General features: G+C 34.6%; 23 protein-coding genes. 19 read left to right on the top strand and 4 right to left on the bottom strand.

Going from position 1 to position 23,547, the window contains the following annotated elements:
- The first annotated feature begins 2 nt into the window (after nt 1-2).
- The 3 genes from leuB to ilvB are packed head-to-tail and all read left to right on the top strand — an operon-like array spanning nt 3 to nt 4,462.
- Nucleotides 3-1,085 carry a 3-isopropylmalate dehydrogenase gene (gene leuB, locus EAI80_RS04680; RefSeq protein WP_129981118.1) on the top strand — a complete coding sequence of 361 codons (1,083 nt, stop codon included), beginning with the start codon at nt 3-5 and terminating at the stop codon, nt 1,083-1,085.
- 9 nt (nt 1,086-1,094) lie between these two features.
- Nucleotides 1,095-2,768: a dihydroxy-acid dehydratase gene (gene ilvD / locus EAI80_RS04675; protein WP_129981117.1), complete on the top strand. Its 1,674-nt coding sequence runs from the start codon at nt 1,095-1,097 to the stop codon at nt 2,766-2,768.
- A gap of 17 nt (nt 2,769-2,785) precedes the next feature.
- A complete protein-coding gene (gene ilvB / locus EAI80_RS04670; protein ID WP_129981116.1) occupies nt 2,786-4,462 on the top strand; it encodes a biosynthetic-type acetolactate synthase large subunit in 1,677 nt (558 codons plus the stop codon).
- Between the two features lie 20 nt (nt 4,463-4,482).
- Here the strand turns inward: ilvB and EAI80_RS04665 are convergent, their stop codons facing one another.
- From EAI80_RS04665 to EAI80_RS04655, 3 genes are read right to left on the bottom strand one after another with little or no spacing between them, the layout of a single operon-like run.
- Entirely contained in the window at nt 4,483-5,808 is a 1,326-nt protein-coding gene (locus EAI80_RS04665; RefSeq protein ID WP_129981115.1) for a HAMP domain-containing sensor histidine kinase, read from the bottom strand.
- Entirely contained in the window at nt 5,801-6,496 is a 696-nt protein-coding gene (locus EAI80_RS04660) for a response regulator transcription factor (protein ID WP_129981114.1), read from the bottom strand. The genes EAI80_RS04665 and EAI80_RS04660 overlap by 8 nt, the downstream gene beginning before the upstream one ends.
- A 2-nt stretch (nt 6,497-6,498) precedes the next feature.
- Complete coding sequence (locus EAI80_RS04655; protein ID WP_238634422.1) at nt 6,499-7,170, bottom strand: PIG-L family deacetylase; 672 nt, start codon at nt 7,168-7,170, stop codon at nt 6,499-6,501.
- Between the two features lie 161 nt (nt 7,171-7,331).
- Here EAI80_RS04655 and EAI80_RS04650 point away from each other — a divergent pair, with 161 nt between their 5' ends.
- Nucleotides 7,332-9,647 (top strand): YfhO family protein, encoded by a 2,316-nt coding sequence (locus EAI80_RS04650; protein WP_129981113.1) that lies wholly within the window; start codon nt 7,332-7,334, stop codon nt 9,645-9,647.
- 2 nt (nt 9,648-9,649) lie between these two features.
- Nucleotides 9,650-9,835: a PspC domain-containing protein gene (locus EAI80_RS04645; RefSeq protein WP_022425271.1), complete on the top strand. Its 186-nt coding sequence runs from the start codon at nt 9,650-9,652 to the stop codon at nt 9,833-9,835.
- A gap of 32 nt (nt 9,836-9,867) precedes the next feature.
- Here EAI80_RS04645 and EAI80_RS04640 read toward each other — a convergent pair whose 3' ends face one another.
- Nucleotides 9,868-10,068, bottom strand: a complete 201-nt coding sequence (locus EAI80_RS04640; RefSeq protein ID WP_129981112.1) for a hypothetical protein — start codon at nt 10,066-10,068, stop codon at nt 9,868-9,870.
- A 168-nt stretch (nt 10,069-10,236) separates the two neighbouring features.
- On the opposite strand from EAI80_RS04640, the gene EAI80_RS04635 reads away from it, so the two are divergent.
- The 14 genes from EAI80_RS04635 to pepF all read left to right on the top strand — a co-directional run bounded on the left by EAI80_RS04635 (nt 10,237) and on the right by pepF (nt 23,216).
- Nucleotides 10,237-11,187, top strand: a complete 951-nt coding sequence (locus EAI80_RS04635; protein ID WP_238634420.1) for a sugar ABC transporter substrate-binding protein — start codon at nt 10,237-10,239, stop codon at nt 11,185-11,187.
- Complete coding sequence (locus EAI80_RS04630) at nt 11,187-12,491, top strand: sensor histidine kinase (RefSeq protein WP_129981111.1); 1,305 nt, start codon at nt 11,187-11,189, stop codon at nt 12,489-12,491. The genes EAI80_RS04635 and EAI80_RS04630 overlap by 1 nt, the downstream gene beginning before the upstream one ends.
- The gene (locus tag EAI80_RS04625; protein ID WP_129981110.1) at nt 12,484-13,158 is read left to right on the top strand and encodes a response regulator transcription factor; all 675 of its coding nucleotides are present in this window, start codon (nt 12,484-12,486) and stop codon (nt 13,156-13,158) included. Before EAI80_RS04630 ends, EAI80_RS04625 begins: the two co-directional genes overlap by 8 nt.
- Nucleotides 13,151-14,428: an extracellular solute-binding protein gene (locus EAI80_RS04620; protein WP_129981109.1), complete on the top strand. Its 1,278-nt coding sequence runs from the start codon at nt 13,151-13,153 to the stop codon at nt 14,426-14,428. The genes EAI80_RS04625 and EAI80_RS04620 overlap by 8 nt, the downstream gene beginning before the upstream one ends.
- A 115-nt stretch (nt 14,429-14,543) precedes the next feature.
- Nucleotides 14,544-14,972, top strand: coding sequence for a PTS sugar transporter subunit IIA (locus EAI80_RS04615; protein WP_129981108.1), 429 nt, complete (start codon nt 14,544-14,546; stop codon nt 14,970-14,972).
- A 14-nt stretch (nt 14,973-14,986) separates the two neighbouring features.
- On the top strand, nt 14,987-15,478 hold the full coding sequence (locus EAI80_RS04610) for a PTS sugar transporter subunit IIB (RefSeq protein WP_117458485.1): 492 nt from the start codon (nt 14,987-14,989) through the stop codon (nt 15,476-15,478).
- 30 nt (nt 15,479-15,508) lie between these two features.
- Entirely contained in the window at nt 15,509-16,360 is an 852-nt protein-coding gene (locus EAI80_RS04605) for a PTS sugar transporter subunit IIC (RefSeq protein WP_129981107.1), read from the top strand.
- A 1-nt stretch (nt 16,361) separates the two neighbouring features.
- Nucleotides 16,362-17,198: a PTS system mannose/fructose/sorbose family transporter subunit IID gene (locus EAI80_RS04600; protein ID WP_129981106.1), complete on the top strand. Its 837-nt coding sequence runs from the start codon at nt 16,362-16,364 to the stop codon at nt 17,196-17,198.
- A gap of 19 nt (nt 17,199-17,217) precedes the next feature.
- Nucleotides 17,218-17,481 carry a hypothetical protein gene (locus EAI80_RS04595; RefSeq protein WP_129981105.1) on the top strand — a complete coding sequence of 88 codons (264 nt, stop codon included), beginning with the start codon at nt 17,218-17,220 and terminating at the stop codon, nt 17,479-17,481.
- A 71-nt stretch (nt 17,482-17,552) separates the two neighbouring features.
- Nucleotides 17,553-18,341 carry a Cof-type HAD-IIB family hydrolase gene (locus EAI80_RS04590; protein WP_129981104.1) on the top strand — a complete coding sequence of 263 codons (789 nt, stop codon included), beginning with the start codon at nt 17,553-17,555 and terminating at the stop codon, nt 18,339-18,341.
- A gap of 54 nt (nt 18,342-18,395) precedes the next feature.
- Nucleotides 18,396-19,289 carry a hypothetical protein gene (locus EAI80_RS04585; RefSeq protein WP_055232838.1) on the top strand — a complete coding sequence of 298 codons (894 nt, stop codon included), beginning with the start codon at nt 18,396-18,398 and terminating at the stop codon, nt 19,287-19,289.
- 75 nt (nt 19,290-19,364) lie between these two features.
- Nucleotides 19,365-20,549 (top strand): phosphoglycerate kinase, encoded by a 1,185-nt coding sequence (locus tag EAI80_RS04580; protein WP_129981103.1) that lies wholly within the window; start codon nt 19,365-19,367, stop codon nt 20,547-20,549.
- Between the two features lie 24 nt (nt 20,550-20,573).
- Nucleotides 20,574-21,320: a triose-phosphate isomerase gene (gene tpiA, locus EAI80_RS04575; protein WP_022425257.1), complete on the top strand. Its 747-nt coding sequence runs from the start codon at nt 20,574-20,576 to the stop codon at nt 21,318-21,320.
- Nucleotides 21,321-21,416: 96 nt separating this feature from the next.
- Complete coding sequence (pepF, locus tag EAI80_RS04570) at nt 21,417-23,216, top strand: oligoendopeptidase F (protein ID WP_129981102.1); 1,800 nt, start codon at nt 21,417-21,419, stop codon at nt 23,214-23,216.
- Nucleotides 23,217-23,547: the final 331 nt, after the last annotated feature.

Genomic DNA, 23,547 nt, shown 5'->3' with positions numbered 1-23,547 from the left:
ATATGGAAAAGAATATTGCGGTTATTAAAGGTGATGGAATCGGTCCTGAAATTGTGAATGAAGCAATTAAGGTACTTGATGCCATCGCAAAGAAATATAATCATACATTCAATTACAAGAATATCCTCATGGGAGGCTGTTCTATTGATGCTTATGGAGTCCCATTAACTGATGAGGCATTAGAAGTCGCAAAAAACAGTGATGCTGTATTATTAGGTTCTATTGGGGGAGATACTAATACATCTCCATGGTATAAATTAGATCCTACATTAAGACCAGAAGCGGGATTATTAAAGATTAGAAAAGAATTAGGTTTATTCGCAAACTTAAGACCTGCTTATTTATATAAAGAACTTGCAGGTGCATGCCCATTAAAGGAAAGCACATCAGAAGCAGGTTTTGATATGATTTTCGTAAGAGAATTGACTGGTGGTTTATATTTTGGTGAAAGAAATACAAAAGAAATCAATGGTGAATTAGTGGCTCATGATAATCTTGTTTATTCAGAACATGAAATAAGACGTATCGCACAAAGAGGATTTGAAATTGCGATGAAACGTGGTAAGAAACTTACAAGTGTGGATAAAGCTAATGTTTTAGATACGTCTCGCTTATGGCGTAAGATTGTGAATGAAGTGGCTCAGGATTTCCCAGAAGTAAAAGTAGAACATATGCTTGTAGATAACTGTGCCATGCAGTTAGTTAAAGATCCAGCACAGTTTGATGTTGTCCTCACTGAGAATATGTTTGGGGATATCTTAAGTGATGAAGCATCTATGGTTACTGGTTCTATTGGTATGTTATCAAGTGCTTCACTTCGTGAAGACAGTCTAGGTATGTATGAGCCAAGCCATGGCAGTGCACCTGATATTGCAGGACAGAATATTGCGAATCCACTTGCAACTATCTTAAGTGCTGCTATGATGCTACGTTATTCATTTGATATGGATGAAGGAGCAGCATGTATTGAAAAAGCAGTAGAAAAGGTTCTTGCGGATAATATCCGTACAGTTGATATTTATAAAGAAGGAATGACAAAAGTATCTACATCACAAATGGGTGATGCTGTAGTAGAAAGACTTTAGGAGGGTAATATGAGAAGTGATAATGTAAAAAAGGGAGTAGAACGTGCACCTCATCGTTCACTCTTCAATGCCTTAGGCATGACAGAAGAAGAATTAGAAAGACCTCTAATCGGGGTAGTTTGTTCATATAATGAAATCGTTCCTGGTCATATGAATCTCGATAAGATCAGTGAAGCAGTTAAGAAAGGTGTTTATTTAGCTGGTGGTGTACCAGTTGAAGTACCTGCGATTGCAGTATGTGATGGTATTGCGATGAACCATACAGGTATGAAATATTCACTTGTTACCAGAGAACTCATTGCAGATAGTACAGAATGTCTTGCGACAGCACATCAGTTTGATGGACTTGTTATGATCCCTAACTGTGATAAAAACGTCCCAGGCTTATTAATGGCAGCGGCTCGTTTAAATATTCCAACTATTTTTGTATCAGGTGGACCAATGCTTGCAGGTAAGAAATTAAATGGTAAGAAGACTTGTCTTTCTTCACTATTTGAAGCTGTTGGCCAATATAATGCAGGTACTCTAGATGCTGCTCATCTTGAAGAATTTGAAGAAAAAGCATGTCCAACATGTGGTTCATGTTCAGGTATGTATACAGCGAACTCTATGAACTGTTTAACAGAAGCACTCGGTATGGGTCTTCGTGGTAATGGAACTATTCCAGCTGTTTATTCAGCACGTATCAGACTTGCAAAACATGCTGGTATGAAGATCATGGAATTAGTAGAAAAGAACATCAAACCAAGAGATATCATGACTCCTGCTGCCTTCAAGAATGCGATGACAGTGGACATGGCTTTAGGATGTTCTACAAACTCAATGCTTCATTTACCAGCTATCGCACATGAAGCAGGCGTTGAATTAAATCTTGAAATTGCGAATGAAATTTCTAAATATACACCAAACCTTTGTCACTTAGCACCAGCAGGTTCTACATTTATGGAAGATTTAGATGATGCTGGTGGAGTATTTGCAGTCATGAATGAACTTGATTCATTAGGTATCTTAGATACAACAGGTATCACATGTACTGGTAAGACTATTAAAGAAAATATTGCAGGATGTGTAAACTTAGATCCAGAAATCATCCGTCCTGTTGATAACCCTTATATGAAAACAGGTGGTATTGCAGTATTAAAGGGTAATATTGCACCTGATAGCTGTGTCGTTAAGGCAGCTGCAGTCGCACCTGAAATGATGACACATACTGGACCAGCAAGAGTATTTGATAGTGAAGATGATGCAATCAGGGCAATTCGTGCTGGTAAGATTGTTAAGGGTGATGTTGTTGTTATTCGTTATGAAGGTCCTAAAGGTGGTCCTGGTATGAGAGAAATGTTATCTCCTACAAGTGAAATCGCTGGTATGGGACTTGATAAAGATGTTGCATTAATTACAGATGGTCGTTTCTCAGGAGCAACTAGAGGGGCGTCTATTGGACATGTATCTCCTGAAGCAGCAGTAGGAGGACCTATCGCTTTAATTGAAGAAGGAGATATGATCTCTATTGATATTCCAAATAATAAGATTAATGTAGCTGTAGATGATGCTACATTAGAAGCACGTCGTGCTAAATGGCAGCCAAGAGAACCTCGTATCACTACAGGTTACTTAAGACGTTATGCTGCACAGGTAACAAGTGCCAATACTGGAGCTGTATTACAGCCAAATGATAAGTAAAGGAGGAGAATCCAAAAATGTTAACGAAAGGATCGGACATTGTAGTAGAAAGCCTTCTTGAGCAGGGCGTTGATACTATCTTTGGCTATCCAGGAGGGGCAATCCTAGAAGTCTATGATAGTTTATATAAGTATCAGGATAAGATTCATCATGTCCTTACATCTCATGAACAGGGTGCATCTCATGCGGCCGATGGTTATGCACGTGCCACTGGTAAAGTGGGTGTCTGTATGGCAACAAGTGGACCAGGTGCCACTAACCTTGTCACAGGTATTGCGACAGCCATGATGGATTCTATTCCTTTAGTTGCTTTAACTGCCAACGTAGGTGTTAATGCCTTAGGTAAAGATGCTTTCCAGGAAATTGATATCAAGGGTGTGACTATCCCTATTACTAAACATAACTTTATTTGTAAATCACCAGAAGAATTGGCTCCAACTATTCGTAAAGCATTCCAGATTGCGAAAGAAGGTCGTCCAGGTCCAGTATTAGTTGATATGACTAAGAATGCGACTGTAGGTTCTTGTGAATATACTAAAAAGGTGCCAGATGTCATTGGCAGCCGTAATTATACATTCCCTACATCTTCAATTAAGAAGGCTGTAGAAATGATTGAAGCATCAGAAAAGCCATTCGTATTTGTCGGTGGTGGATGTATTGCCTCTCAGGCTAGTGCACCTTTAAAAGAATTTGTAGAAAAAATCGATGCACCAGTGACTGATACATTAATGGGTAAAGGGGCATATGACGGCACTAATCCACGTTATGCAGGAATGCTAGGAATGCACGGGACTAAAGCAAGTAATATCGGTGTATCAGAATGTGATTTATTGATTGCGATTGGTGTACGTTTCAGTGACCGTATTACTGGTAATGTGGATACATTTGCGAAGAATGCGAAGATTATTCATATTGATGTCGATGACGCAGAAATCGATAAGAATGTGCCTGTTGATTTAGGTATTGTCGGAGATGCAAAAGATGTTATTGAAGCTATTAATTTAACTTTAACACAACAGAATCATCCAGGATGGATGAAAGAAATACGTACATTAAAGGATCGTTATCCTTTAACATATGATCAGTCTAGATTAACTGGTCCATATGTTATTGAACAGATTGATAACTTCACTGATTCTCAGGCTATTATTACAACTGAAGTAGGTCAGAACCAGATGTGGGCAGCTCAGTATTATCACTATAGACGTCCTAGACAGTTCTTAAGTTCTGGTGGACTTGGTACTATGGGTTATGGACTAGGTGCTGCAATAGGAGCTAAATATGGCTGTCCTAATCAGTTAGTATTCAATATTGCAGGTGATGGATGTTTCCGTATGAACCTCAATGAATTAGCTACTGCATCACGTTACAATATCCCAATCATTGAAGTAGTACTTAATAACCATGTACTTGGAATGGTAAGACAGTGGCAGACATTATTCTATGGTGAACGCTATAGTAACACTGTACTTCATGATAAGGTGGACTTCTGTAAGGTGGCAGAAGGATTAGGCTGTAAAGCTATCCGTGTCACTAAGAAAGAAGAAGTAATGCCTGCTTTACAGGAAGCAGTGGATTATCATGGCCCAGTTGTAATCGAATGTATTATTGATGATGATGACAAGGTATTCCCAATGGTTGCGCCAGGAAGCTCTATTGCGGAAGTATTTGATGAAGCAGATATTAATAAGTAATTAAAAAGGCTTGAATAAAATCAAGCCTTTTTTAATGGAATAGAGATATGGATGGAGAATGTTTCTTCACTTTCTTCAATAGAACATGTTCCATTATGAAGTTCTACAATACGTTTAACACTTCTTAAACCAATCTTATTACTTTCTACTTTAGATAAGTCACTCTTCTTTTTATTGGTTAAGAGGAGATCAAAAGAATCATCAAGAGTAAGAGTCATATCTACATGGTTATCGGAATACTTATGAATATTAGAACAGAGGTTATTGATCATTCTTTTGATCATAGAGAAGTCCAAAAGGACTTCTTTTTTTATGTATTTAATGTCTTTGTGAATGATAAAACCTTCTAATTCTAAATAGTTAAGATTCTCTTCTATATAGTTTAAGAGTGCTTCTGTAGACATACTTTCTAATTTAGGATGACTATTCTGTTCAAAAACGAGTGAATAGGCAAATGTCTTATTAGAGAGTTCTTTAATTTGTTCTACTTTGTCAATACATCTATGTAAGTAGTTATCCATCTGTTCCTGATCCTTGAAACAATGTAAGGCAAGAATATCCAGATAACCTCTTAAACTTGTGAGAGGAGTTCTTAAGTCATGTGACATGGCAGTAATCAAATCATGATGTGTCTGCTGCATTTCCATTTCTTTCTCATTATTTTCCTGTAATGTCACTCTTAGACCATCCATTTGATGAGCAAGTACTGCAAGTTCATCACGTCCTTGAATTGTCATAGGATGAGATAAATCACCCTGGGACATATTGAGTATTTCCTGTTTTAAACATTCAATATATTTAACCTTATGACGAATAAAAAAGAAAGCAGGAAGAAGGAATGTGAGGAAAGAAGTAAATAAAGCAACATAGAAATAATACTTAATATACTTCAGTAAGTTCATATCATACAGTTCTACTTCAGCCTTTTGATCCTTAAACTGCACATTTTTTGTATAAACCATATTATATGCATCTGTTTCAAAGTCTGTCTGTAAGATATAAAGTGGTGTAATCACACTTACAGGTTGAGTAAGAAAATCAGCATAATTAGCGGCAACATAATATTCATTCTTATTATCATAAATATAAACAGACAAGTAAGGATCTTTGGTTTTAATTAACTTCTTAACCTGTTTCTTATCAGTTAAATTTACATCTTTCGCTTTTTCTTTAAACTCTTTAAAGAACTTGTTTCTTTTATCTTTTATACCAGCTACTTCATCTATAAAACTATAATAGTGAGGAATCTGTTCTCTAAAACAGCTATATACCAATACTGCAGACATACTTGAGGCAATTAATATAAAGAAAATTTTATAAGCAAGACTTACATATTTCTTACTCACAATAATATCCTTTACCCCAGATTGTTTTGATATGTTCAGGATTTGTAGGATCCTTTTCAATCTTCTGTCTTAAATGTCTAATATGCACCATGATTGTATTATTTGCCCCATAATAATACTCTTCATGCCAGATAGCTTCAAATAATTGACTAGGAGAAATTACCTGTTGCTTATTCATTAATAAATATTCTAGAATATTATATTCTAAATCTGTTAAGTTGAGTTTCTCTCCATCTATTGATGCTGTACGTTTCGCACTATTGACTTCTATATTACCTGTCTTATATATAATCTGTTTTTCTTGTGTAGTACCTTTACCCTGATATACATGATAGCGTCTCAGTAATGCTTTCACACGTCCATTTAACTCATTATAAGAGAATGGTTTAGTTAAGTAATCATCACCACCACTAGAAAAACCTAATGTTTTATCACTATCCTGCCCCTTTGCAGTTAAAAAGAGAATAGGGTCTTTTGTTTTCTCTCTTAATAATACACACGCTTGATACCCATTCATCTCAGGCATCATCACATCAAGAATAATAAGATCTGTATCATCATTCACTAATTCTAATGCTTCTTTCCCATTACTTGCTTCTATGACATTATATCCTTCACTAGACAATAACACCTGGATCACTTCACGTATATCTTGATCATCATCTACTACCATGATTTTTTCATTCATAACTATCTCCAATCTTTTGCCTTCACCCAGTTCTCATGAGGTAACATGTGTCCAAGATGATCCATAACCTTAGATTGTGAACTATACATACTTGTTAACTTCATCTTCTTCTTTAAATCACTTTGACTTATAGAATTAAGATTATGAGGCAAATTCTTCTTTTTATAATACCTGCCGAAATAGACTAACTGATTCATATCCACACGACTATCTTTACTTACTATATAAGAAGTCATCTGATGATGCGTATGACCATATTCACCATCAGGATTATGCGTCACAACAGTTTTCCATTTCTTCTTACTTAATATATAGTGTACATCATTCTTGATATATTTTCTTGATTTATTCCAATTATCTCTTTGTCCATCTGTTTTATCTGGATAATTAAACATAACACCTGTATTACCTGTTGCTTTCATGACATTCATAAATTCTTTTCTTCTTACCTTATTATTACCATTAGTCAAACATACAACAAGATAATGTTTCTTTAAAAGATGACTGCCACCCCATATAGTTTCATCATCAGGATGTGCTACAAACATCACAGAATCTATATTCTTAAGATTTAATCCATCAATCATTTTCTTATGCTTAATTGTATGATTAGAACCAAATAATGAACTAATCATCAACAAAGAACTAATTGTTAACATTTTTAAATTATTCATATTTATCACCCATTTTTACAATATCATCTCTTTATTTAAAAAACCTTAAAAGAATTCTTAAGATTTCTTAAACATAAAATTTACAAAAATTAAGTGAATTTAAGATTTAATTAAGTCTAAATTTAAGATTTATTTCTTACAATAGTATCGAGGTGAAAATCATGACTAAAAAAGACAAGCGCACCATTTGTCTACTTGGTCTACTATCTATCGCATTAGTCTTTATACTTACATCCAATGTCTTTGGTAACACAATTGACTGGTATAGCCAGCATGTAGTTATTGCGGATGCATTAAGACATGCAATAAGAAGCGAAGGAACACTATTTCCTACTTATATGAAACAGTTAATGGGTGGAGGAAATATCTATCACTTCTCTTATTATGGATACTTAAGACCAGATATTCTTATAGGTGCATTACTCATACATGTAAATATGCAGACAATCATTATTGCCTATAGTGTATTGATGCTGACACTCTCTGTTATTTGTTGTTATATCTTTTTAAGACAACATACAGATAACGAAAACATCTGTATCTTTGTCAGCTTGCTTGTATTATTATCAAGTATCTTCTTTCATTCACATAAACAGATCATGTTTGTGAACTATATGCCTTACTTATTCCTCGCTTTGATAAGTATAGAAAAGAAGAACTTTGCAGCTTTTACACTATGTGGCAGTATGATTGTACTTCATAGCTATTTCTATTGTATTGGATGCTTTATTGTATGTTTCATTTATTTACTTTATCGTTATCCTCAAGAATGGAAAAAGCTCTTTATATCATATATATTAATTGTCCTATTAACCGCAATACTGACAATCCCAACACTCTATATTATATTAATGAATGGTAAATCTGGTGCACCAACACAATTGTCTTCTTTATTCATCCCTTCTCTTAATTTAAAAGGTTTACTTTATAGTAAATATGGATGCGGTCTTACATATATCTCATACATTCTTTTAGTTCTTGCCTTAAGTGATAAACAGCTAAGAAAGCTTTCTATTGTCACTCTTGTATCATTCTACTCTCCACTTGTGTGGTTTATTATGAATGGTTTCTTATATGCAAGAAGTAAGATCATGATTGTCTTTATTCCAATCGTGGCTTATATCATGTGTATGATGTTAGTAAAGATTAAAGAAGGGGATGTTACACTTTCTAGATATTCTGTACTGTTACTAATGATTCCATTATTCTTTATTGAATATCCATTCTCAGCACTTGTAGATTGTCTATTTGCGCTTCTTATCTTACTCCAAAGAAGAAAGCATGTACTGTATGGATATCTTGTGATTCCAATGCTGGTCGTATCATTTATTAATGGACCTTCTTCATTCTATAAGCCAAAGAAATCAGAAAAGAATGTTTCACAGTTAGTAAGAAGAAATAAGATGCATACAGTCGCAGATTTGACTACAAGACAGAATGTCAATCAAACTCATGGTTATCTATTTAGACGTGTATCAGGCTATACATCTACTAATAATAAACATTACAATAAATTCCTATTTGATACATTAAGAAGCCCTGTTCCTACAAATAACCGTGTAGCCCAGAATGACACAGACAATATCTTCTACCTTAAAACACTTGGTATTGATACAGTTATTTCTAAAAGAAATGCCCCTTATGGTTATTCTTTAAGGGATCAAGATAAGAATGTGAAACTTTATCAATCAAATACTTCTTTACCTCAAGCTTATGCAACAAGCCAGTTAATGAGTGAAAAACATTTTAGACAACTCTCTTATCCATATACTCTAGATACACTTGTGAATTGTGCGATTGTGAATAAAGGTGATACACATTATCAAAGTCAGTTTATTAAAGAAGATCCAGGATTCAAGAAATCTTATCATATTACTAAAAAACAGAAAAAAGAAATCACATTGAATCGTCAAACAAACAATGAAATCGTTGTATTAGAAGCAGATATTGAGAATAAGAAACCTCTTAAGGGTGTATCTATTACTGTCAATGGAATGAAGAATAAACTCGCTAGTATTAAGAATCCTTATTATCATCCTCATACACATTTCACTTATGTGACTACAAGTAATCAATTAAAAGTAACTCTCTCTAAAGGTGACTATATTATTAAAAATATTAAGATGTATACACTTCCTGCTTCTGCATTAAATCAGACAGTTGATCCATTAGATGTTAAGAAATCATCCAATGCACTAGAAGGTAAAATCAATGTCTCTCAAGATGGTTACTTTATTACACGTATCCCTTATGAAAAGGGTTATACAATGTATATTGATAATAAGAAAGTCAATATAGAAAAAGTCAATCAAGCATTCTTAGGATGTCGTATTTCAAAAGGGGATCATACAATTAAGATCACATTTACTCCTCCAGGATATACCCTTTCATGTATCATAAGTACAATAGGTGTTATTCTATTTTTATTATTCTATATATATCAAAGAAAATATGATACTATGTGTGAGGAGGGGTAAAAATGAACAAAAGATTATATCGTTCAGCACATGACCGTATGCTTGCTGGCGTATGTGGAGGTATTGCGGAATACTTCCAGATTGATCCTACTCTTGTCAGATTAGGATGGGTTGCATTTACAGCGCTAGGAGGAAGCGGTATTCTCGCTTATATTATTCTTGCGGTTATTGTCCCAAGTGAATACTAAAAAGAAGGTTCTCGCGAACCTTCTTTTTTTGGCTAGATAGTTATTATTTTCTGTGCAATCTTTTCTGTTTCATCAAAGATATAACGCATTAAACCTCTGTCTTTCTTATAAGACTTTTTTAAGTTTATATAGAGTTCTAATGCATCCTCATTTTTCATCTTAGGAAGGTTGCTTTTTAGTATTAGAAAGCATTCTTCTTCATATGGATCACTTAAAATTCTCATATCTAACATAGAAATCATCTCCTCGGCCATTTAAAAAAATACAATGAGATTATCCTTGCCTATATATATTATAGACCCTTTTATATCATTTGTAACAAATAATATCATAATCTCTGCATTTTTATCGTTTAGAGGATGTGAGAATTATGTTAAAATGTACACAAGTAGGTGAGATTTATGGATGAAAGAAGTAAGAAGTCACTTTATATCATTTTTTGGCTTATTGTTGCAACACTATTAGGAACAGTTTATACAAGCTATTTAACACCACAAAAGACTCATCTTGTCTTTGGGGCAACTTATATGACTATGAACAACCCTTTCTATGAAGTGATTAATAACGAATTAAGAAAAGAAATAGAACAAAACGGGGATGAACTTATTGTACGTAATCCTGAACTTGATACAGATAAACAGAATGAACAGATAGAGGAATTTATATCAAAGAAGGTGGATGGTATTTTTGTGAATCCTATTGATTCAAAGAAGCTTCCTTCTTTAGAATCTGCAAGAAAAGCAGGAATTCCAGTGATTGCGATAGATGCGTCTGTAGATAATACAGATTTGATTGATTGTGTTATTGAATCTGACAATTATAATGCAGGTGTTTTATGTGCTCAAAATATGATGAAAAGAATGCAATCAGCCAATATTGTCTTATTAAAACATTCTACTGTCGAATCAGCAGCTTCAAGAATACAGGGATTTGTAGATACTATTAAAGATTATCCACAATATCAAATTATAGACTCTGCAGAATGCGAAGGACAGCTAGAACGTGCGATGCCTTTAATGCAGACAATATTAAAAAAGCATTCAAATGTTGATGTTGTGATGGCTTTAAATGATCCTTCAGCATTAGGTGCACTCGCTGCCATAGAATCATTAAATCGTCAAGATATTATTGTCTATGGAGTAAATGGCACACCAGATTTAAAATCACTTATTAAACAGAGCCCGCTTATTGCAGGTACAGCTGCACAATCTCCACTTATGTTTGGAAAACTCTCTGCAAAGAAGATGTATGATATTCTTCAAAGAAAAGATATTCCAAAAATTATTGAAGTACCTGTCACATTGATTACTAAAGACAATATCGACTCCTATAGTGTAAAGGGGTGGCAATAATGTTGAAAAGTATTAGCTTAAAAAGAATCCGTACATTTATGATGTCTTGGAATTTCTTTATGATCACATGTTACGCAATGATATTTATGTTCAGTACAAACTATATTATTGCGAATAATCTTTCTAGAGACTTTCTAAGTTCTTTAAACTATATCCCAGAGAACCCAGGTTTGATCTTCTTTGAAACATTAATTCTTTTTAGCTGTGTTATTGTATTAATGAATTTCTTTGATTATCGTGTTAAAGAATATCCTTTTGAGAATCTTCTCTTTCTTTCTATAGAAACAATTCTAGGATTTTTCATAATGAAATCTCTTTATTTTAGCTATAATGGTATTATCTATTTAATATTCTGTGATGCATTATTTAGATTTAAAGAGAATAAATATGTCAAATGGCTGACAATTCCTTTAAGTTTACTTCTTATAATATCTAACTATGATTTCTTTAATACATCATTTCCTCTTGTAAATGCGGATGCTTATTTCGAAGTTTATACAAGTACGACTAGAGGTTTATTGCAGGTTGGTATTAACTTCTTAGACATTATTAATCTTCTTTTCTTTATTCTCTTCTTAATGATTTATATTGCGAATGAAGTACAGGAAAATGAACGTATGACTCGGGAATTAATCATGGTACATCAAGTCAATCATGAATTAGAGAATTATGCGGCAGTGAGTGAAAAGATTGCGGAAGATAAAGAAAGAAAAAGACTTGCTCGTGAAATCCATGATACTTTAGGCCATGCTTTAACAGGTATTGCAGCAGGTGTAGATGCCTGCATTGCAATGATTGATATCAATCCAGAAGCAACCAAGAAACAATTAATGGTCATTAGTAAAGTAGTCAGACAAGGAATTGTGGATGTGCGTAACTCTTTAAATAAATTACGTCCTGGTGCTCTTGAACAGCATGGCTTTAAAGGGGCTATAGAAAATATGATTGAAGAATTCACAAGTGTCAGTGACCTCACAATTTCTCTAGATTATCGTTTAGATAAAGTAGATTTTGAAAATACTAAAGAAGATATCTTATTTAGAGTTATTCAGGAAAGTGTTACGAATGCAGTAAGACATGGTGATGCAACACATATTGATATTTCATTATATATAGAAGATAATAGTTTATATCTAAAGATTCAGGATAATGGACAGGGATGTGAAGAGATTCATTATGGTTTTGGATTAAAACAGATGAAAGAACGTTTAGGTATGATTAATGGTAAGGTCGCTTATGATGGTCATCATGGTTTCTTAACTATTGTCACTATACCTTTGCAGGAGGGAGAACTATATGATTAAGGTAATGATTGCAGATGATCAGGAATTGATTAGAGAATCATTAAAGATAGTATTAAGTACACATGTTGATATTGATGTGGTAGATACTGCATCAGATGGTTTTGAAGTATTAAAATGTTTAGAAAAGTATGTTGTTGATGTTATTTTAATGGATATTCGTATGCCAGGTATGGATGGTGTTATGGCTACTAAGGAAGTGAAGGCGAAATATCCTAATACAAAGATTATTATATTGACTACTTTTGATGATGATGACTTTGTCTTTAGTGCTTTGCGTTATGGTGCGAGTGGTTATTTATTAAAAGGTGTATCAATGGATGAACTCTATAAAGCAATTGTGACAGTCAATGCCGGAGGCGCAATGATTAATCCTGATATTGCGACAAAAGTCTTTAGTATGTTCTCTAAGATGCAACAGAACAACTATACGATTAAAGTAGATGAAAAAGATGTAGAAACATTAAGTAAACCAGAATGGAAGGTTATACAGCATGTAGGATATGGCTTATCTAATAAAGAAATAGCCCAGAAACTCTTCTTATCAGAAGGAACAGTCAGAAATTATTTAAGCTCTATACTCTCTAAATTAAACTTAAGAGACCGTACTCAACTTGCGATATGGGCAGTAGAGAGTGGTTTACTCACAAAGGCGATTGACGATGAATAGGGTTAAAATTGTATTAAGTATTGTAGTATTATCACTTTTCTTTATGATAGTGGTTAATTATCCTAATACCATTACTTTAGAACTAGGTGTTTTTTCTGGAAGTAACTGGGGTGTACCAAGTGGTGAAAGCTATAAGATTATTGATGGGGCTATAGAAAGATTTGAAAAGAAATACCCTGGAGTAAAAGTAAAGTATGAGAATGGTATTATGAAGAGTGATTACTCTTCATGGCTTTCTGATAAGATTGTGAGAGGGAAGGAACCAGATGTCTTTATGGTTCTTGATGATGATTTTAATACATTAGGTTCTATTGGGGCACTGGCAAATATCGATACATATATCAATCATGATAAGACATTTAGTTCAAAAGATTATTATTCAAGTGTTTTAAAGGCAGGTACCTATTCTAAGCACCAATACGCATTACCTTATGAATGTGATCCAACACTCATGTTTGTGAATAAAACACTCTTAGAAGAATGTCATATTGATATGCCTGATAATGATTGGACCTTGGAAGATTTCTATACAATATGCAAGAAAGTAAGTGAGTATTCTAATAACTATTATGGCTGTTATGATTATAAATGGCTTTATTCTATCTATGGATATGGAACACAAGTATTTAATGAAACAGGAACAAAATGTTTCTTGGAACAAAGTGCTGTTAGAAATGCATTAGAATTCTATCGGAAACTTAATAATCTTAATAAGGGACATAGTGTCACTTCTGAAGAATTTGATAAAGGCTTAGTGGCTTTTTCACCACTCTCTTTATCAGTCTATCGTACTTATAAACCTTATCCATGGCGTATTAAGAAGTATTCTACATTTGAATGGGATTGCCTTAAAATGCCAACAGTAAGTAAAGATAAAGGTAGTACACAGGTTTCTACATTACTTATGGGGATGAGTAGTAAATCTTATCATAAATCACAGGCCTGGGATTTACTAAAAGAACTATGTAATGATACGAAGACTCAGCAGTCTTTAACACACTATTCTCAAGGTATTTCACCTTTAAAGAAGGTTGCACAATCTCAGACTATTATTGATATGTTAGATGAAGAATCAGGAGATAGTCAGATGAGTATGTCTTTATTGAATCAAGCACTTCTTGTTGCCCGTAATAGAGAGAAGTTTAAGAAATATGATTCAGCAATGACAATGATTGATAACAACATTACAAAGATTGTTCGTTCAAGTGATGACTTTGATCTTTCTTTAATAGAATTACAAAAAGAAGTAAACAAATATCTCAATGATTAGAGTGGTTTAACCACTCTTTTTTTAATATGACAAATGTCATATTAAAGATATGACTTTAGACAGATGGATTGAAAGCGTTTGAATGCTAGAATGTAGTCACAGGAGGAGAAAAGAAATGAAATATGTAGTACTTGTAAGCCATGGTGAGTTTGCTAAGGGATTAGCCAATGCACTTACTATGTTAGCTGGAGAAAAGAAAGAAGTTATTGCAGTTGGATTAGAAAATGGTAAGACTGCAGATGAATTCGCAGAAGTATTCAAAGAAGCAGTAAGTCCAATTACTGCAGAAGATGAAATCATTCTTCTTGGTGACTTAATTGGTGGATCACCATTAACTACTGCACTAAATGTAATTAATGAAAAAGGTTTAACAAATAATACAGTTGTCCTTGGTGGTATGAACCTTCCACTTGCATTAACTACAGTATTAATGAAGGATAACATGGATAAGGAAATGCTTCCTCAGGCAGTACTTGGTGAAGCACATGAAGCATTAAAAGAATTTAAACTTGCATCAGATGATGACGAAGAAGACGATATTTAAGGAGGAAACTAAAAATGTCAGTTTCATTTATTCGTATTGATGACCGTATGATTCATGGTCAGACTTGTACTCGCTGGGCTAGAGAATATCCTTGTGATGGTTTAGTAGCAGTTAATGATAAAGCAGCAGATAACAGCGTATTAAAGGCTGCTTATAAAGCTGCAAGTGGTAAAAAGACATTTGTCTGGACACTTGATGCTTTCGCTAAGAAATCTCAGAAGGTATTAGACTCTGATACTCAGTATTTCTTAATCACTAAGAATCCTGTTGATATGGCTACAATCCTAGTAGATCAGGGATTCAAGTGTGGTATTGATACAGTTATTGTTGGTCCTTGTAATGACCGTGAAGGCGCTGTAAAGCTTGGTAATAACCAGTCTATTACTCAGGAAGAAGCAGATGCATTCGAAAGAATTTCTAAAGCAGGTTATAAAATCAAATTTGCCTTATTACCAGATGTATCAATTGGTACATGGGATGATTTCAAAGGTAAATTCGGTTATTAACAAATATTATATTTAAGGGAGAAAAAAATTATGGAAATTAGTTGGTTTCAAGCTGCCCTACTTGGCCTATTTGCTTGTTTATCAAGTATGCCAGGTTTAGGTGGTACTTCTATTGGTAACTACACTTTAGGTAGACCTTTAGTTGGTGGTTTAATTTGTGGTCTTATCTTAGGCGATTTAAAGACAGGTATTCTTGTTGGTATCGCTATGCAGTTAGTTTATATCGCATTAGTTACTCCTGGTGGAACAGTATCTGCAGACGTTCGTGCTGTCAGCTACATTGGTATCCCACTTGCAATGATTGCGGTTCATTCTTATGGTTTAAATCCTGCTTCAAGAGAAGCACAGGGTCTTGCTACTTCATTCGGTTCAATGGTTGGTACATTAGGTACAGTATTATTCTATGGAACAGCGACTATCAACTTAGCATGGCAGCATATTGGCTGGACTGCAGTTGAAAAAGGTGATTTCAAGAAATTATATACAGTTGACTGGGTACTTCCTTGGATCTCACATATCATTTGTTCATTCATTCCAACATTAATCATGTGTAAAATGGGTGCACCAATGGTTGACTTAATCAAGACTTACTTACCAATGGATGGTCTTGCTATGAAGACATTATTCACTGTTGGTTCATTATTACCATGTGTTGGTATTGCTATCTTATTGAAACAGATTGTAACTAAAGCAGTAGATTTCATTCCATTCTTCTTTGGTTTCACTTTAGCTGCTTCACTTGGCATTAACTTAGTATCTGCAACATTAATTGCTGGTATGTTCGCTTTAATCAATTATAAAATTAAAATGCTTTCTTTATCAAAACCAGCTGTTGCTGTTGCTGCAGATGATTTAGATGATGATGACGAGGAGGATATCTAAAATGGAAAAGAAGATTTCAAAGAAAACTCTATCAAAATCATTCCATCATTGGTACTATGGACACCTTACATGTTTCTCACAGGAACACATGCAGACATTTGGTTACTTGACATCAATGTTACCAATTATTGAAGAGTTATATGATAACAAAGAAGATCAGGCAAAAGCTTTAAAAACATATACAGCTTTCTTTAACACTGAACCTCAGTTAGGTACTGTTATCGTTGGTGTGACTGCTGGTCTTGAAGAAGCACGTGCAAATGGTGCTGAAGATGTAGATGATGAAACAATCAATAGTTTACGTGCTGGTTTAATGGGTCCAATCGCTGGTATTGGTGACTCATTAGTTGTAGGTACTGTAATTCCAATCTTATTAGGTATCGCTTTAGGTATGAGTACTGGAGGATCTCCTCTTGGTGCTATCTTCTATATCATCGTATGGAACTTATTCGCATACTTTGGAATGAAGTTCTTATACTTCAAAGGTTATGAACTTGGTGGTAAAGCCGTAGACTTCTTAGTAGGTCCTCAGGGTGAAGCACTAAGAGAATCTATCACAATGCTTGGTGGTATCGTTATTGGTGCTGTTGCAGCTACTTGGGTAAGTATCAAAACTTCATTCACAATGACTGCAGCTGGTGCAACTAAGCCTTTCTTAGAATTACAGAAAACATTAGATGGTGTATATCCTGGATTCTTAACAGCAGCATTCGTTATTCTTTGCTGGTATCTATTATCTAAGAAGAAAATGTCTCCTATCAAAGTAATGTTATTACTTGTAGTTGTTGCTTTCGTAGGTGTTGTTATTGGATTCTTCAACCCTGGATTAAAATACTAATATAAAGGAGCGTTCTATCATGAATAAAGAGCTTAAATCACATTATGTAGAAGAAGTAAAATATCAAACTAAGATGCTTAACAACTTAAAGAGATGGCTAAAGTGTTCAATCATTTTTTCCTCATTATTCCTTGCGTTCATTTTATTTGGACCTACATCTCTTATAACAAGAATCGTAGGTATTGTTGGTATGGTGCTTTGTGTAATCATATCTGTGATCATTGGGCTTGGAATTAGAAATGGTAGAAACAACGTCAATAAGATATTAGATTTAATTCAATAATCCTATCAACTTATAAATTTAATTATATGAGCATCACCGATTGTGATGCTCATTTTTTTGGAGGTAACAATATGTATCAATGTATATTAAGTGATATTGATGGCACATTACTTACAGATGACCATCATATGAGTCCTAAAACAAGAGACGCTATTAAATCTTTAGATATTCCTTTTTTACCTGTCTCTGCAAGAAGTCCAGAAGGTATATATCCAATACTGAAAGAGAATGATATTGTTTGTCCAATGATCTGTTTTAGTGGAGGACTCATCTTAGATGAAAAGGGACAGGTATTATATGAAAACGGGATGAACTATAAACAGACAGAAGAAGTCATTACTTTTATTAAAGAAAAGAAGTTTGATTGTACTATTAATATTTATGCATTACATGATTGGTTAGTAGAGGATAAAGATGATCCCCGTGTATTAAGAGAAGAACGTATAGTAAAAGCAGAAGCACAGAAAGGTACACTTTCTTCTTTAGATCCTTCTAGAAAAATACATAAGCTATTATGTATGTGTAATCCTCTTTATACAAAAGAGATAGAAAAAAGCTTAAAAGAAAGGTTTCCTCATTGTTCCATTGCCTGTTCTTCAGATATCTTAATAGAAATCATGAATGAAGGAGTCACTAAAGCAGATGCCATTAATCATCTATGTGACTATTATTCTATTAATAAACAGGATATTGTCGCTTTTGGTGATAACTATAATGATAAAGAGATGTTAGAAAGTGTAGGAATGGGTATTGCGATGGGAAATGCGCCTGATGATATTAAAAATATCGCAAAAGACGTAACAAGTACCAATAATCAAGATGGCATTTTCAATGCCTTACAAAAATTAAATATTATATAGAAGAAATCTCCGGATAGATGTAGTATAATGTAAGCAATTACGGAGGAATAAAATATGAAAAGATTATTGAATTGTACAACAAGTGAAATGCTTGCAATGAATGGAGAAGAATTAAAACAGTCTATTCTTGCATGTGAAGGAAGAACTGTCATGACTGAAACAGTAGTGGCTATTCCACCATTATTAGGAGACTTAACGAATGCGGAACTCGCTGTTTCTTTTGGTAGTGATATGGTTCTTTTAAATGTATTTGATTGCAATAATCCAGTGATCAATGGTTTGCCAGAATGTGATGAACCAGTTAAGAAGTTACAGGAATTAATTGGTAGACCAGTAGGATGTAACCTTGAACCAGTAGACTTAGATGCTGATATGCTTGAAGAAAGACAGACAATCGCATCTGGTAGACAGGCAACTGCAGAAACATTTAAGAAAGCACAGGAATTAGGATTCAACTTCATCTGTTTAACAGGTAACCCAGGTGTTGGTGTATCTAATCATTCAATTGCTGCTGCAATTAAGGAAGCTAAGAAATATTTCAAGGGCTTAATTATTGCTGGTAAGATGCATGGTGCTGGTGTTAATGAACCAGTAGTAGACTTAGAAGCAATCAAGGAATTCATTGATGCGGGGGCTGATGTTATCTTAATGCCAGCTGTAAATACAGTACCAGGATTATCTGAAGCAACAGTGACTAAAGCATGTGAATATATTCATGCACATAATGCATTAGCACTATCTGCAATCGGTACAAGCCAGGAAGGTGCAGATACTGAAACAGTCAGAGAAATCGCGATTGTGAATAAAAGATGTGGTGTAGACATTCAGCATATCGGTGATGCTGGATGGTGTGGTATGGCTTTACCTGAAAATATCATGACGTTAAGCGTTGCTATTAGAGGAAAAAGATGGACATACCATAAAATTGCTTCATCTGTAAACAGATAATTGGTAAGAATAGTATTTTTGATTGTATATAAATATTTAATTGTGCTATAATTCGTCGTAGGAGGATGATAATTAATGGATAAATTAACAATTAGAGATATTGATGTCGCAGGCAAGACAGTTCTTGTACGTGTAGATTTCAATGTACCAAGAGACAAAGACACAGGAGAAATTACAGACGATAACAGAGTTGTTGCTGCATTACCAACAATCAACTACTTATTAGAACACAACCCAAAGGCTGTTGTACTTTTCTCTCACTTAGGTAAGATCAAGAAGGAAGAAGACAAAGCTAAGAACGATATGGCTGTTGTTGCTCCTAAACTTGCTGAATTATTAGGAAGAGATGTTAAGTTCGTAAACGCTACTCGCGGTGCTGAACTTGAAGAAGCAGTTAAGAACGCTGAAAACGGACAGGTTATCTTAGTTCAGAACACTCGTTATGAAGCTGGTGAAACTAAGAACGATCCTGAATTAGGTGCTTACTGGGCATCACTTGGTGATGTATTCGTAGAAGATGCATTCGGTTCAGTTCATAGAGCTCATGCTTCAACTGTAGGAATTGCTGCTCATTTACCAGCAGTTGCAGGTTTCTTAGTAGAAAAGGAAATCGCTTATATTGGTAAGGCTGTATCTGATCCAGAAAGACCTTTAGTAGCTATCTTAGGTGGTTCTAAAGTATCTTCTAAGATCGGTGTAATCGAAAACTTATTAAACATTGCTGATAAGATCATTATCGGTGGTGGTATGTGCTATACTTTCGCTAAAGCTCAGGGACATACAGTTGGTTCTTCATTAGTTGAAGAAGATAAGGTAGAATTAGCTAAGTCATTCATCGAAAAGGGTGGAGATAAGTTAATCCTTCCAATCGACTCTGTAGTAAGCAGTAAGTTTGGTGAAGATGGAGATATCAAGGTTGTTGGTGAAGATGTACCTGAAGGATACATGGGTCTTGATATTGGTCCTAAGACTGTTGAATTATTTGCTAAAGAACTTGAAGGTGCTAAGACAGTTATCTGGAATGGCCCTATGGGTGTATTCGAAATGCCTAAGTTCGCAGAAGGTACTAAAGCTGTATGTAGCATGTTAGCTAACCTTAAGGGTGCTAACACTATCATCGGTGGTGGTGACTCTGCAGCTGCTGTTAAGCAGTTAGGATTCGCTGATAAGGTATCTCATATTTCTACTGGTGGAGGAGCATCATTAGAATATATGGAAGGTAAAGTATTACCAGGTATCGCTGCTATCAACGATAAATAATTTTTCGAGGAGATATAATTTAAAATGAGAAAACCAATTATTGTAGGAAACTGGAAAATGAACCATGGCATCGCAGAAACAAAGGAATTTGTTGCTGCTGTTGATGGTAAAGTAACTGATAAAGCTGATTGGGGTATTGCTACTCCTTTCTTAGATTTAGCAACTGCTAAAGAAGGCGCAAAGAACTTAATCGTTGCTGCTGAAAACTGCCATTTCAAAGACAGTGGTGCTTATACTGGTGAAGTAAGCGTTGGAATGTTAAAAGAAATCGGTGTTGAATGGGTTATCTTAGGACATTCTGAAAGAAGACAGTACTTCGGTGAAACTGATGAAACTGTTAACTTAAAGATGCTTCAGGTATTAAACAACGGTATGACTCCAATCGTTTGTGTTGGTGAATCTTTAGAAGAATATGAAGCTGGAAAGACTCATGATGTAGTTAAGACTCAGGTTGTTGCTGCATTCAAGGATGTTACAGCTGAAGCTGCTGAAAGAGTAGTTATCGCTTATGAACCAATCTGGGCTATCGGAACTGGTAAGACTGCAACTAATGAAATCGCAGAAGACGTTTGTGGTTACATTAGAGGTGTAGTTGCTGAACTTTATGGTCAGGACGTTGCTGAAAAAGTAAGAATTCAGTACGGAGGATCTGTAAAGCCTGCTACATTAAAAGCTTTACTTGAACAGCCAAACATCGATGGTGCTTTAGTTGGTGGAGCATCATTACAGGTTGAATCATACGTAGCTATGATCGAAGCTTTAAACGACTAATTATTTAAGAGATGATTCCTAGTGGATCATCTTTTTTTGTGTATGAAACACAAATGAGTGGTATACTATAACTAACTCATTGAAAGGAGTAGCACTATGGCAGAAACAATGAAAGAACGTAAAGATATGGATCCACAATATATGTGGGACCTCTCAACACTTTTTAAAAATGATGAAGAATGGAATAACGCATTACCTGAACTTAATGAAATGATTAAGAAACTACCTGAATACCAGGGTAAACTCAATAATGCGAAAACAATCAGAGAATTCTTTGATTTTGATACCCATTTAGGTAGGAAGTTATCTGATTTCTATTGTTATGCATCACTTAGAAATTGTGAAGATACAAGAGATAGTGACGCACAGGCAATGGAAGCAAAAGCGTATCAGGTCTATACAGCTTACGCAACAGCAATCAGCTTTGCTGAACCAGAAATCCTATCACTTGATGAAGAAGTTTTGGAATCAATTGTACATTCAGAAGACTTAAAGCCTTATGCATTCAATATGCAGAAGTTATTAGATCAGAAACCTCATGTATTAAGCGCAAAAGAAGAAGCACTTCTAGCTGCTTTTACAGAAACATTAGGGGCTCCTAGTAAGATTTCTGAAAGCTTACAGGATGCTGATATGACATTTGAATCAGTGACTGATTCAAATGGAGAAGTCCATGAACTCAACCAGTCTAACTATATTCTTTTACAGATGAGTGAAGACCGTACACTTAGATTAAATGCATTTAAATCTTTCTATAAAGGATTCAAACAGCATATTAATACCTTTGCATTTACATATAATGCATGTATTAAAGAAGCAGTGGCAGAAGCACAGGTGAGACATTATGAGTCTTCAAGAGCCATGAGCATGGCTTATGAACATGTACCTGGTGTTGTGTATGATAGTTTAGTAGATACAGTAAGAAAGTTCATGCCTGAAATGTATCGTTATGTACGTTTAAGAAAACAGATGCTTGGTTTAGATGAACTACACTATTATGATGTTTATACACCTCTAGTTGCAGGATCATCTAAGTCATATACTTATGAAGAAGCACAGCAGATGGTATTAGATGCAGTCACACCACTTGGTAAAGACTATGTCAATAGAGTAAAACAGGCTTATAAGGATAGATGGATTGATGTTTATCCTAACAATGGTAAACGTGGTGGTGCTTTCTCTAGTGGTACTTATGACTCTAATCCATACATCCTTACAAGCTTTACAGGCACATTAGATAGTGTCAGTACAATTGCCCATGAAATGGGTCATTCACAGCATACATGGCTTTCTAACCATACACAGACACCACAGAATGCAGACTATACACTCTTTGTGGCTGAAGTCGCTTCTACAGTCAATGAAAACTTACTTGTAGAACAGTTATTACAGAAGACAACTGAACCTAAAGAACGTTTAGCTTTATTAAACCATTATCTAGAAGGTTTCAAGGGTACTGTTTATCGTCAGACTATGTTTGCAGAATTTGAAAGAGATGCACATGCCATGGCTGAAAGAGGAGAAGCCATCACTGCAGCAAGCATGAATACATTATATAAGAATTTGATTAAAGATTATTTTGGTGAAGATCTAGTCATTGATGATGAAGTACAGTATGAATGGGCTAGAATTCCTCATTTCTATAGACCATTCTATGTCTATAAGTATGCAACAAGTTATTGTGCAGCAGTTGCTTTAAGTGAAGCAATTCTTAATAATGAAGATGGTGCAGTAAAGAAATACTTAGAATTCTTATCAATGGGTGGTAGTGCTTATCCATTAGATGAATTAAAGCATGCAGGTGTAGATTTTAGTACACCAGAACCTGTATCTAGAGCTTTAACTAAGTTCAGTCAGATTCTAGATGATGTAGAAGAAACATTAAAGAAGTTATAAGGCAACCCGAAAGGGTTGTTTTTCTTTTATCCAAAGATACTTCTATAAGCAAATATTTAAAATATTGCGAGTTGATTTTAATTTAATTTTAATTTTAAAGCCCTTTTTTTTAACCTATTTTTTGAATACCCACAAACCACAGGTTAGTGAAAATTAAATTTCATAAGCACCGATTAAACGGCGTTCATGAAGCTGAACCGGACACATGAATTTCCCATCTGTTCTATAATTAGATTAGAAATTAGATGGAGGTATAATCATATGTCAAACAAAGTATTAAAGCCTAAGAAAGCTTCTCTTTATCAGTTCACTCAGAAATATTCCAACAATA

Origin of the sequence: Catenibacterium sp. co_0103 (assembly GCF_004168205.1) — a bacterium.
In the GTDB taxonomy this organism is placed as follows: domain Bacteria; phylum Bacillota_I; class Bacilli_A; order Erysipelotrichales; family Coprobacillaceae; genus Catenibacterium; species Catenibacterium mitsuoka_A.
Note: the sequence above shows the minus strand (reverse complement) of the source record. Positions and strands in the feature narration are given on the sequence as shown.